This is a genomic window from Glutamicibacter creatinolyticus (assembly GCF_006094275.1).
Lineage (GTDB): Bacteria > Actinomycetota > Actinomycetes > Actinomycetales > Micrococcaceae > Glutamicibacter > Glutamicibacter creatinolyticus.
This window is the reverse complement of record NZ_CP034412.1, coordinates 280672-293348: the sequence shown is the minus strand read 5'-3', so window position 1 is coordinate 293348 and position 12677 is coordinate 280672. Positions and strand designations below refer to the sequence as shown.

General features: G+C 64.3%; 8 protein-coding genes, 1 tRNA gene and 1 other RNA gene. 7 read left to right on the top strand and 3 right to left on the bottom strand.

Annotated elements, in window-relative coordinates; genetic code table 11:
• Nucleotides 1-198 precede the first annotated feature (198 nt).
• Entirely contained in the window at nt 199-1239 is a 1041-nt protein-coding gene (locus GcLGCM259_RS01430; protein ID WP_138925535.1) for an isopenicillin N synthase family dioxygenase, read from the top strand.
• A 270-nt stretch (nt 1240-1509) separates the two neighbouring features.
• Here GcLGCM259_RS01430 and GcLGCM259_RS01425 read toward each other — a convergent pair whose 3' ends face one another.
• The 3 genes from GcLGCM259_RS01425 to GcLGCM259_RS01415 form a co-directional block, all read right to left on the bottom strand.
• A complete protein-coding gene (locus GcLGCM259_RS01425; RefSeq protein WP_138925534.1) occupies nt 1510-2304 on the bottom strand; it encodes a response regulator transcription factor in 795 nt (264 codons plus the stop codon).
• 140 nt (nt 2305-2444) lie between these two features.
• A complete protein-coding gene (locus tag GcLGCM259_RS01420) occupies nt 2445-2882 on the bottom strand; it encodes a VOC family protein (protein ID WP_246049684.1) in 438 nt (145 codons plus the stop codon).
• Nucleotides 2883-3292: 410 nt separating this feature from the next.
• Nucleotides 3293-3380: transfer RNA gene (locus tag GcLGCM259_RS01415), tRNA-Ser, on the bottom strand.
• Nucleotides 3381-3673: 293 nt separating this feature from the next.
• Between GcLGCM259_RS01415 and GcLGCM259_RS01410 the strand changes: the two genes are divergently transcribed.
• The 6 genes from GcLGCM259_RS01410 to GcLGCM259_RS01385 all read left to right on the top strand — a co-directional run bounded on the left by GcLGCM259_RS01410 (nt 3674) and on the right by GcLGCM259_RS01385 (nt 12671).
• A complete protein-coding gene (locus GcLGCM259_RS01410) occupies nt 3674-5089 on the top strand; it encodes an HNH endonuclease (RefSeq protein ID WP_175419287.1) in 1416 nt (471 codons plus the stop codon).
• 84 nt (nt 5090-5173) lie between these two features.
• Nucleotides 5174-5270, top strand: an RNA gene (gene ffs, locus GcLGCM259_RS01405) — signal recognition particle sRNA small type.
• Nucleotides 5271-5297: 27 nt separating this feature from the next.
• On the top strand, nt 5298-6218 hold the full coding sequence (gene gluQRS, locus GcLGCM259_RS01400; protein WP_138174441.1) for a tRNA glutamyl-Q(34) synthetase GluQRS: 921 nt from the start codon (nt 5298-5300) through the stop codon (nt 6216-6218).
• Nucleotides 6219-6221: 3 nt separating this feature from the next.
• Nucleotides 6222-10004, top strand: coding sequence for a DNA polymerase III subunit gamma and tau (locus GcLGCM259_RS15445; RefSeq protein ID WP_246049832.1), 3783 nt, complete (start codon nt 6222-6224; stop codon nt 10002-10004).
• Between the two features lie 102 nt (nt 10005-10106).
• A complete protein-coding gene (gene recR / locus GcLGCM259_RS01390) occupies nt 10107-10742 on the top strand; it encodes a recombination mediator RecR (protein ID WP_138174443.1) in 636 nt (211 codons plus the stop codon).
• 216 nt (nt 10743-10958) lie between these two features.
• Nucleotides 10959-12671 (top strand): DHA2 family efflux MFS transporter permease subunit, encoded by a 1713-nt coding sequence (locus GcLGCM259_RS01385; protein WP_138927135.1) that lies wholly within the window; start codon nt 10959-10961, stop codon nt 12669-12671.
• Nucleotides 12672-12677: the final 6 nt, after the last annotated feature.

Below are 12677 nucleotides of genomic sequence, written 5' to 3'. Positions count from 1 at the left end.
AGCCGCCCCCGCGTGGGTTACCATGTCCCCGGCGGAGCGGCTCGTTGTCCTCTACACAGCGCCCCCGCGTGCCGTCGCCGGGCAGTATGCCCCAGTAATCACGCAGAAAACAAGGATTTCGACGCATTCATTAACCTGCCGGAACCGTGCGTAACCTACGCTGGTAACAATCGCCGCGGCGGGTGCAACATTGTGGGCATGAACAACGCAGTCACCGAGATCCCAGTGCTCGATATCTCCACCGCCCGCAACGCCGACGGCTCCTTCAACCAGCAGTTCGTCCAGAAGCTGCGCGACGCGGCGCACCGCGTCGGCTTCTTCCAGATCGTCGGCTACGCCAAGACCGAGAACCAGGACCAGCAGCTGCTGGAAACCATCGCCGAGTTCTTCGCCAAGCCGGTGGAGCAGAAGCTGAAGCTGGATAACCGCAACAGCGCCCAGTTCCGCGGCTACACCCGGATGGGCACCGAGATCACCCGGGGACGGGCCGATGCGCGCGAACAGATCGACTACGGCCCACAGCGTCCGGCCCTCGACGCCGTTCCCGCGGACGCCCCCTACCTGAATCTGCAGGGCCCGAACCAGTTCCCCCAGGATTTCCCGCAGCTGGAGGAACGCGCGATGGCGTGGGCCGAGCTGATGCACCAGACCGGACATGAGCTGCTTTCGGCGCTGGCTGTGGGCCTGGGACTGGATGAGGACCACTTCGATGAGCCGTTTGCCAACACCCCGGCCTGGATGGGCAAGCTGGTGCACTACGTCTCCGGCGACGTGGTCCCGGACGCCGGCAACCAGGGCGTGGGGCTGCACGCCGACTACGGCTTCATCACCCTGCTGCTGCAGGACAGCGTGGGCGGGCTGCAGGTGCAGCCGTACGGGCAGGAAGAGTGGATTGAAGTGCCACCCACTCCCGGCGCGCTGGTGGTGAACCTGGGTGAGATGCTCGAGGTGGCGACCGACGGCTACCTGATGGCCACCATTCACCGGGTGATCGCCCCGCCGGCGGGCGTGGACCGCTACTCGGTGCCCTTCTTCTACTCCCCGCGCCTGGACGCGGTGATCGACAAGGTCCAGCTGCCAGCCAAACTGGCGGCCGAAGCCCGGGGTGTCTCCGATGATCCGCAGAACCCGATGCTGGCCTCCTACGGCGCCAATGTGCTCAAGGGTTGGCTGCGCGCCCACCCACAGACCGCGGCAATCCATTACCCAGAACTGGTGCAGAGCAAGGCCAGCGCTTAAGTCCGCAAGGCCGGGCGCAACGGACGCCGCGAGCGCGGGAGCCCTTACGGTGCTGTAAACAGCAGACGGTTGGCAGGAACCTGAAGCTCTTGCCAACCGTCTGCTGTTAACAGTGCGAGTGTTCATGACGTCAACTGGTCCCCCAATTACCAGTCAAGCCGTCATCTGAGAAGCACTCCCGGTATACACCGTGCCCCCATTCTTACCCGTGTGACTCAAACTACTGATAGGTTCATCTAAAGATTTCATCAATTCATCTGAATACGCCTGTCAGACCGCTAGTTTCTGTTCCGTAATCATTCGGTAGCCAACGCCGCGAACGGTCTCAATCCATTTTGGTTCGCGCGCCGAGTCACCCAGCTTGCGGCGCAGGTTTGCGATATGCACCTCGATGCTGCGTTGATCGGCGGAGGAAATGTAGCTGTCTCCGCCGTTCTCGTAGCCATTGAGATGGCGCACCATCTCCTGCTTGCTGCGCACACGCCCCGGATTCATCAGCAACATGTGCAGCAGCGAGAACTCCGTGGCGGTGACCGGAATGGAGGTTCCGTCAATCGTCACATCCCACGTGCTGGTGTTCAGAATCAGATCCCGGTGGCGCAATTCCTCGCCGCCGTCTGGATCGATTCCGTTCAGCAGCTGCCGCATTCGCTCGCGTTGCCGCATGATCGCATTGATCCGGGCGCGAAGCTCCCGCATGCGTCCGGTTCCGGCCATGTATTGATCGGCCCCGGCCTCCAGCGCCAGCACGACTTCTATCTCGTCGTCGCTGGGCAACATCGCAATGATGTGCGCTTTGGTTATCGGGCGGATTCGCTGAATGGTTTCATTCATGTCGATATCCGGCAGCCCGGGGAAGACCAGGACAATGTCCGTTTCGGCCCTCTCAACCTGCTGCACCCCTAAGCGGCCCGAGTCCGCACGGTCAACAGAGAACCCGGCGTTATGCAGCACCAAATCAAAATCTGGTCCCGCCGCCGCGTCTCCACAAATAAGCACAACTCTGCGCTTCTCATTCACCATATCTATGCCCCAAACATCGATGAACGATCCAATTTTTCCCAAGTACAGCAGATACTACAGCAGAACATGCGGCTGACGGGGAAAGAGATGACGGGTAAAGAGCGCAGATTACCTGGGAAGCCGCAAATCCAATGCAATCCAGGAACAACGACGCCACACCCACAACCGTCGACGTGGCGGGCCTATCGATCAGGAAGGACGCAAAATTCATTGCCCTCGGGGTCGGCCATGACCACCCATTCTTGAATGCCCTGACCAATGTCGATGGGACGGGCCCCAAGGATAATTAGACGCCGCACCTCCTCCTCCTGGGAAACACCATGCGGGGTGAGGTCCAGGTGCAGCCGGTTCTTGACGCCCTTGCCCTCGGGAACTCGAGCAAAGGTCAGGATCGGGGTCCCGGACCCCTCACCCGCACTCCTCATAAGCCCACCTTCACCACGTAGTGCGGGCGAACCTATGGACACGAATTCGGCGGTGCGTTCGATAACGGCAAAGCCCAGTGCGGCACACCAGAAATCCGCCAAGGCTTCGGGTTGATGACAGTCGATTCCGGGCCTATAGGCAATAAAGTGTGTCTGAAAACCTGATCCTGCCCCGGAAAGCCGGGACAGGATCAAGGTTCACATGGGTATTCAATCCATAAGTGTGGAGCTTACTGGACAATCCCATACTTGTATTATCTGCCATTCACCCATGAAAAAGAACGGCACGACATCCAGGCAGCTGAGCAAGTGTCAGATGACGAGCCAATCGGCCCGGAGCTTTATGGCACCGGCGCTAGTACCGAGGATGGACAGTTCATCAGACGAGGCTGGATTCGAAACAGCTACTAGTCACTGGTTTTGAGGGTGTCTGGCCTTGGAACACGCCCGGGCCAGACACACTTTATTGCCTATAGCCCCGATTCCGATCTCGGTGATCCAACTAGTCATTCTCGGCTCCCCTCAGGGATCAAGTCCGCAGGATCCCAGGGCTTAAATGATAATGTCCCGGTGAACCGAAGTTACGGTCCACCGGGACATCCATCTGGCGGAGGATGGGGGATTTGAACCCCCGAGGGCGTGAACCCAACACGCGTTCCAGGCGTGCGCCATAGGCCGCTAGGCGAATCCTCCATAGCGCTCTGTAGAGCAGGCTCCAGCATATCGAAATTTTTCCTGATTCACGAATCGGGTTCCGAGCCAGCCTCAAAAGTATCCCAGTCGCTCAAGATCCCCGGAAGTTCGGGGATTCCAGACGCTTATCCCCATCGCGCAGACCGCGAGATCAAAGTGTCGGGGTGCCACGAGACAATGAATACATGGGAAAAAGAGATGTATTTCATAACGACGGTGATCCTCACCGTTTGCACATCCTCCCATCTGGTCATCGTGAGTTTTGTGGATCAGATGGAGACTGGTCCGCGCAGGTGGAACAGGAAGTTGTCTTCAGCTCGTTGGCAGATAACGTCACCACACTGTCGGCGCTCGGTGTTGCCACCACTGCAAAGCAGGCCCTGACCCAGCTTGAGCAAATCGCCAGAATTCGCTCACAACTGGATAGCGCGGAAGCGCTCCTGCTGGCTGATGCCTTGGAACTGGCCAATCGGGAGGCGGAACAGAACGCCGAGCAACAGGTCCTCTTCCAGGACGCACTCCAGGAACGCAGCGCTGAGTACTACGGAGTCGACCCTCGAAACCCGGACATTATCCGCTCTTCGCTGGTCAGTGAAGTTTCCATCGCCATGCGCGAACCCGAGCGGGTAGTGCGAGGCAAACTGATCACCGCAGAAGGCCTGCGCCATTTGTGCCCAAGGACGCTCAGCGAGCTCAGCCAAGGAAGCATCACCACCAAGAGCGCGGTGGAAATCGTGAAAAACTCGCAGGATCTTGAACCGGAGGAAGCCCACCATCTGGAAGAGGTGCTGCTGCCCATTGCCCGCACCAGCCCCGACCACACCGTCAAGAAACAGGCGCAGAAGATGCGCGGACGCCTTCATCCACAAAGCCCGGAGGAACGCCACAAGGTGAAGCAGGCCGAACGCGGCGTCATTTGCTGGAACGAAGATGGCGGGATGGCCAAGATTCTGATCACCCTGGAAGCCCAGGACGCACTCGCGATCATGAATACGCTGAACTGGCACATCGCGGGACACCGCGACCCGGACGACGATCGCGGCGACGCGCAGATTCGCGCGGACATCTTCCGGGATGTGTTGTTGGATGGCTGGCCGGAGCGCAAGGGAGCCGACGTCAAGGCTCGTATTGCAATCACCATCCCGGCCCTGGAAATGCTTGCAAACCCACAGCGGACGGTAGCGGAACTAGAAGGCTACGGGCCGGTCCCACTGGGAGTGGCGCTGCAGCTGGCCATGAACGCGCCTTCGTTGATTCCGGTGCTAACCGACCCCTGGACCGGAGCGGTAATCGACATTGGTCGAACCCGCTACCGGCCACCCAACGTGCTAAGGGAATTCCTTCGCTGGCGGGACGAGCACTGTTGCTTCCCCGGATGTCGTCGGTTGCCCGATGCCAGCGAAATCGACCACATCGACGACTGGGCGAAGGGCGGCGGAACGACACGGCGGAACACGAGACTGCTGTGCAAGCGGCACCAGATGTTCAAGCACGCGCTCGGGTGGCAATCCACATACCGCCCGGATGGCTCGGTTGAATGGCGCACCCCCAACGGGATGATTCAAACTCACCTGCCGGGCAGCATCCGCAGCGCCCAATCGTTCGAACCCGAGATGGCGACAAATCCAATGTTGCCCACAGTCGAGGTGAACGATGAAGTGCTCCGGGTTCTGGGCTGGCGTGACCCTCCCCAACAGAATGCCGGGTAAGCGGCAAGGATCTTGACACCCTCGTTGAGAGCAAGGGCACGTCTCCTCGATTTCATCCACGGGCACGTCTCCGGTAGTATTTTCGGTGACCCCTCGTGTGGTGTCATCCTGTTGAACTCCCCCAGGACCGGAAGGTAGCAAGGGTAGATGGGCTCTGGCAGGTGCATGAGGGGTCTTTACTTTTCCACGATGCGTGAATGGAGTCTAGGTGGGCGCTGGTCGTTACGCCCCAAGTCCTTCGGGGCCGCTTCACCTTGGCAATTTACGCACTGCGATTCTGGCCTGGCTATTTGCCCGCTCAACCTCGCGGCAGTTCCTCTTGCGCATTGAAGACCTGGACCGTGTGCGTTCCGGCGCCGAAGAAATGCAACTCAAGGAATTGGCGGCGCTGGGCTTGGATTTTGATGGCCCCCTGGTCCGCCAGCACGAGCGGCTGGACACTTATCAGCAGATCATCGCGTCTCTGGCTGAACGCGGAATGGTTTACGAATGCTTCTGCTCACGCAAGGACATCGCCGAAGCTGCGTCCGCGCCGCACGCCGCACCCGGCGCCTACCCGGGCACCTGTCGAAACCTGACGGACGTGCAGCGGGCCGAGCGAGCCAAGGTTCGGCCTGCCGCTTTGCGGCTCCGCGCCGAAACCGCCTCCTTCACCGTCCATGACGAATTGGCTGGCGAATACCGCGGACTGGTCGACGACTTTGTGCTGTTACGCAACGACGGCGCACCGTCGTACAACCTCGCCGTGGTGGTTGATGACGGGCACTTCGGCATCGACCAGGTCGTGCGCGGGGACGACCTGCTCTCTTCGGCGCCCCGGCAGGCCTATTTGGCGTCGCTGCTGTCACTGCCCGTCCCCGAATATGCCCATGTGCCGTTGGCGGTCAACGACAAGGGGCAACGGCTGGCCAAACGCGACGGGTCAGTGACCCTCGAAGACCTTTTCGAGAAAGGCATTGATGCCGACCAAGTGCGCGGGATCTTGCTAGAGTCATTGGGCCTGCCTACCAGCTCGCTCGACGCCGCGTTGCGGGCCTTTGACCCGGCCCGGCTGCCCCGGGAGCCTTGGGTGGTACGGCCAGATGAAATTGTTCACCAGCTGATGCCTGATGCATCGAAGAACAGATAGGGTATCGGTGTGAGTACAGCGCTTTACCGTAGATATCGTCCCGACACCTTCGCCGACGTTATCGGGCAAGAGCACGTGACCACCCCCCTGATGACTGCCCTGTCGAAGAACCGGGTCAATCACGCCTACCTCTTTTCCGGGCCCCGCGGCTGCGGCAAGACCACCAGCGCCCGCATCCTGGCACGCTGCCTGAACTGTGCCGAAGGCCCGACGCCGACCCCGTGCGGCAAATGCGACAGCTGCATTGAACTGGCCAGCGGCGGCCCGGGCTCCCTTGACGTCATCGAGATCGACGCGGCCAGCCACGGCGGCGTCGAAGACGCCCGCGACCTTCGCGAGCGTGCAACTTTTGCCCCGACCCGCGACCGGTACAAGGTCTTCATCATCGATGAGGCCCATATGGTTACCCCGGCAGGATTCAACGCCCTGCTGAAAATCGTTGAAGAGCCGCCGGCCCACATCAAGTTCATCTTCGCGACCACCGAACCGGACAAGGTCATCGGCACGATTCGCTCGCGTACCCACCACTACCCGTTCCGCCTGGTTCCTCCCGAGGCCCTGCTGCAGTACCTGCAGACCCTCTGCGAACGTGAGAACGTCCAGGTGGCCGAGGGCGTGCTGCCGCTGGTGATCCGCGCCGGCGGAGGATCGGTGCGTGACACCCTCTCCGTACTGGACCAGCTGATGGCCGGGGCCTCGGAGGCCGGGGTCGACTACGAAACCGCGGTCGCCCTGCTGGGCTACACGCACGCCACGTTGCTGGATGAGGTGTCCCTGGCGCTGCATGAGGCCGACGGGGCCAGCCTGTTCGACGCGATCGACCGGATCGTGCAGACCGGCCTGGATCCGCGCCGCTTCGTCGAGGACCTGTTGGAGCGTTTCCGTGACCTGATCATCGCCAAGGCGGTGCCTGAGGGGCTGGAAAAGATCCTGCGCGGCATGCCCGGCGACCAGTTGCAGAGCCTGGCCGATCAATCCACCCTGTTCGGACAGGCCGAGCTGAGCCGTTGGGCCGATGTAACCAACCAGGCCCTGACCGACATGACCGGGGCCACCTCACCGCGCCTGCACCTGGAGCTGCTGGCCGCGCGCTTGCTGCTGCCTTCGGCCGATGCCGGGGCCAGCGCCGTTGCCGCCCGCCTGGATCGGCTCGAACGCCATGCCATGACCGGCGGCGCGCTGCCCGAGCTGGCGCAGGATGGCTCCAGCGATGCACCGATGTCCAGCGCTCCCATGGCATCTCCGGAAAGCACCCGCCAGGGCGCCGCCGCAGTACGTGAGGCACTGGCGGCTGCCCGCGCCCGCAAGCAGGGAACAGCCCCCGCCGAGACTGCCTCCCCGCAATCCCAGGAGCCTGAAACCCCCGCCGCTCAGCAGCCCGAACAGGTTCCAGCCGACGCTCAGACCGCTCACTCACAGACTCCGGCTTCCGATCACCGGCAGCCGCAGGAGCCGAGCGCGCAGCAGATCCCGGATGCCGAAGACGGACCCTTGGATCCGGGCGGCTCACTCAACACCGGGGCCGACGCCGACTGGGGCGGCACCTGGGGTCCGATCAGTGATGCGCCGAGCAATCCGGTAACCACCCCGGTGGATCCTTCCCCGAGTGTCCCGGCCCAGCGTCCGGAAGGCGTCTCCCCGTTCAGCCTGGTTCCGGATCCGGCCAGCGGCGAAGACCTCTCCTTTGGCACCGGAGTGCCTATCGACGACGTGAAGCAGAACGCGGCCATGGCCGAATTCGCCAAGCGCGCGGCGGCGCAGCGCGAACAGTCCCAGCCGCAGGGCCCAGCCGCACCACAGCAAACCGGTCAGCAGCAGCCCGCCTCGCCACAACCCGCACAGGATTCCCCTGCCCATCCAGCCCAGTTCGAACAGCACCGAGGGGCCGACGAGCAGGATCAGCACGCGGAACAGCAGCGCGCCGAAGCGCAGCGCCAGGCTGAGGAAAACGCGCGCCGCGAACAGGCCCAGCGCGAACAAGCCCAGCGCGAGCAGGCCGAACGCGAACAAGCCCAACGCGCCGAAGCGCAGCGTCAAGCCGAAGAAAACGCACGCCGAGAACAGGCCGAACGCGAACAAGCCCAACGCGCCGAAGCGCAGCGCCAGGCCGAAGAAATCGCACGCCGTGAACAGGCCCAACGCGAACAAGCCCAGCGCGAGCAGGCCCAGCGCGCCGAACAGCAGCGCCAGATGCAGCAGGAGCAGCAGCGGCCGCAGCAGCAGGCACCACATGGTCTGCCTTCCCCGCAGCGCCAACAGCCACAGCAGCAGTCTCAAGCGGCTGCCGCCTCAGGCGGGTCCGGCGGTGCAGTCGAGGCGTTCCAGCAGGCCTGGCCCACGATCCTGGAGCAGCTGCAATCCCACTCGCGGGTTCTGCACTCGATGGTTGCGAACTATGCGAACATCGGAGGTTTCGACGGTCGCACCCTGACGCTGGCCTTCTCAAACTCCGGGCCGCTGGTGAACTTGCGCAACCGGCCGGACATGATGGGGCTGCTGACCAATACGGTCAGCCAGGTCATGCGGCAACAGGTCGAGGTGGTCCTCACCGAGGGAGGCTCGGGCCCCACCGGTGGTGGTTCCCCAAAAGGTGACCGCCGGCCCCAGCCGGCGTCCGCACCAGTAGCTGAACGTCAGTCGAACGCAGCGGCGGACGCCCCGGCGCCCACCCCCCACTCACCGCAGGCAGCCTCGGTCGCCCAGCCCTCCCGGCAGGAACCTGCCGGGCAGCGCGCCGGTGCGGACTCCGCACCGGCGGGGATCTCCGCCCCGCCCTACGACGAACCGCCCTACGATGAGGAACCGCCGTACGATCCGTACGAGGACTCCTACCCTCCAGAGGACAGCTACTACTCCCCCGAGCCGTCGCGCCCCCAGCCAGCCGCGCGCCCGGCCGCTGCCGACGTACCAGCTACGCCTGCCCGGCAGGACCCGTCCGGTCCCGTGGCCCCCTCCGGGCAGACGGCTGCCCCCGGGGCTCCGCGTACCTTTGACGGGCCACCGGTGGCACCCAAGCCGCGGATGACCGCCGGCATGAGTGCCCGGCAGGCCGAGCAGGGCGGGCCGGCGGCACCTGCCGCGGCGGCCGGCGGCTACTCCCGGCCGGTCAGCGACGTTCCGCTGCGCCCGGGCAGCACCACCGATTCCTTCCCGACGCCTACCGGTCCGGTGGACGTGCCTTCCGAGCCGGCACCGCCGGCCCCGGGCAACGAACCACAGCGTCGGCAACCGGAACCACCCCAGGCCCACCGCGAAGCCCCGATCCCGGCCAGGCCGGAGCCGACCGGCCTGCCGCAGGCCCAACCGTCACAGCCATCGCAACCGCACCAGCAGCGCCCACCCATGAACCAGGAACCGGCCCCCGTCGCCCCGGCTCATGGCGCCGGGCATGCCTCGGCGGCGGACAATGCGTGGGGGCAGCCCGCAGCGCCGCGCGCACAGTCGGGCGCACCCGCAGCCCCCGCACCCGCGGCCCCCGCTGCTCCTGCAGCCCAGGGCGGCCAGCGGCTGAGCCGCTACCAGCAGCTGATGAACCAGGCGCGCAGCTCCTCTTCCCCGGTGGATTCGGCCGCCGGGTCCTGGGGCCAGCCGCAGCGTTCGGCACCGCAGCGCCCCACCCCGCAGCCGGAACCGGAGCCGGATGAGTTCGTGCCCAGCGATGATGACATCGCGGTGGAGGATTCGAACCTGATCGGGGTGCCGGCCATCGAACGGCTGCTGGGCGGCGTGGTGATCGAACAGCGTGACACCAACGGCAATCCGGTGGAACTTCGCCGCAGCCTCTAGCTGCGCCGCCCGCCACGGGTAAGTGTCGGTGTGAGACGCTAATCTAGTACGCGAACCCGGGCCAGCCAGCACGGGTTCGCCCAGCAAGGAAAGAGAGCAGCAGTGTACGAGGGAGCAGTTCAGGAACTGATCGACGAGCTCGGTCGGCTTCCGGGCATCGGTCCGAAGTCCGCACAGCGCATCGCTTTCCATATCCTCGATGCCGATCCGGGTGATATGACCCGGCTGGCGGCCGCCATCCAGACGGTGAAGGAGAAGGTGAAGTTCTGCCAGATCTGCTTCAACATCACCGAGCAGGAGATCTGCGCGATCTGCCGGGATGAACGCCGCGACGGCAGCAAGATCTGCATCGTCGAGGAGTCCAAGGACGTGTTGGCCATTGAGCGCACGCGCGCCTTCAACGGCAAGTACCACGTGCTGGGTGGCTCCATCAATCCGATCCAGGGCATCGGCCCGGAGCAGCTGCACATCCGCGAGCTGCTCGCCCGACTGGGCGATGAGTCGATCACCGAGCTGATCGTGGCCACCGACCCGAACCTGGAGGGCGAGGCCACGGCCACCTACCTGATTCGTGCACTGCGGCCGCTGGGCATCAGCATCACCCGGCTGGCCTCGGGCCTTCCGGTGGGCGGGGACCTGGAGTACGCCGATGAGGTCACCCTGGCCCGCGCGTTCGAGGGGCGGCGCGACACCGCGCCCGCGGCCCCCGCCACGCCCTCCGCCTCCCAGGATTCCTAGGGCTGCCTGTCCCCACGGCCATCGCCCTCCCCGGCACGCCACGGTTCGCCTCCCGTGGACGGGCACACACGCCCGGTTTTTAGTTGTCAAAAGTCAATGAATGTGGAATCGACCACTTTGGTTGATCGAACTCAACCATCGGTCTATAGTTGACGTAGTTCAACTAACAGACTTTGGAGCACTATGACCACTACACCCGCGGATCAGAACCCGCGTATGTCGCACCGGGAGGTTTTGCAATCTCTCACCGGGCTGCTGATGGGCATGTTCGTCTCGATCCTGGCCGGCACCGTTGTTGCCAGCTCGCTGCCGGTGATCGTTGCCGACCTGCACGGCAGCCAGACCGCCTACACCTGGGTGGTGACCGCCACGCTGCTGGCCACCACCGTCTCCACCCCGATCTGGGGCAAGTTCGCCGACCTGGGCAACCGCAAGCTGCTGCTGCAGATCGCGCTGATGATGTTCGTGCTGGCCTCCGCGGCCGCCGGCTTTGCACAGGACACGAACTTCCTGATCGCGATGCGCATCATCCAGGGCCTGGCCGGCGGCGGCATGGGCGCCCTGAGCCAGATCGTAATGGCCGACATCCTCTCCCCGCGCGAACGCGGCAAGTACATGGGCCTGTTCGGCGCGGTCATGGCCGTGGGCACGGTCGGCGGACCGCTGATCGGCGGGTTCATCACCGACACCATCAACTGGCGCTGGAACTTCTTCGTCGCCCTGCCGGTGGCGATCGTCGCGGTCATCATGATCCAGCGGACCCTGCACCTGCCGGCCGTGACCAAGCGGTCGTTCAAGATCGACTACTGGGGCATGATCCTGCTCTCCGCCGGTGTGTCCTTGCTGCTGATCTGGATGTCGCTGGGCGGCAGTGAATTCGAGTGGGCCTCCCTGACCAGCTACCTGATGGTCGCCGGCTCGGTACTGCTGCTGGCCGCGTTCGTCCTGGTCGAGCTGCGCGCCGAGGAGCCGCTGCTGAACCTGACCCTGTTCCGCAACCGCACCTTCACCTTCGCCGTGATCGCCTCGCTGGCGGTGGGCGTGTCGATGTTCGGCACCTCGGTGTTCCTCAGCCAGTACATGATCATGGCCCGCGGCGCCAGCGCCATGCAGGCCGGGCTGATGACCTTCCCGATGATGGCGGGCCTGCTGGTGATCTCCACCGGAGCCGGCTGGCTGATCTCGCGCTACGGCAAATGGAAGGCGCTGGTGGTCAGCGGGTCCTTCCTGCAGGTGATCGGGCTGTTCCTGCTGGGCAGCATCCACTACGACACCCCGTTCGTGCTGGTGGCCACGTACATGTTCATCCTGGGCGCCGGCGTGGGCCTGGTGATGCAGAACATGGTGCTGGTCGTGCAGAACTCGGTCGCACAGCGTGAGCTGGGCGTGGCCTCCTCGGCCGTGAACTTCTTCCGCACCCTGGGCGGCACCGCCGGCACCGCCGGACTGGGCGCACTGTTGGCGGTCAGCATCCCGAACATGCTCGAGGACCGCAAGAACGAGCTGATGCAGGCCCTGGCCTCGCTGGGCGACAAGGCCGCTGAGGTGGGCGCCGCCCTGAATTCGGGCTCGCTGCCCGAAATCTCCTCGCTGCCCGAACCGGTGCGCGTGATCCTGGAATCCACCTATGGCGATGCCGTAGCCCAGCTGTTCGCGGTCGCCGCACCGATCAGCATCATCACCGTGATCGCGGTGCTGCTGCTGCCGAACCAGTCGCTGAGCACCCAGACCCGCACCGAGCGCATGCGCGATGAGCAGGGCCTGGTTGAGGTTGACCCGGAGCACGGCCTGGCCGCCGCCGCGGTGACCACCGAGGCCGCACAGCCCACCGGGGATGCCGCCGATGCACCGCAGGCCCCGGAGCAGGGCAAGACACTGGGCTCAGGCTCCACCGCGCAGCAACGCCCGGGGAACCCGGCGGGAAAGTAATCCACG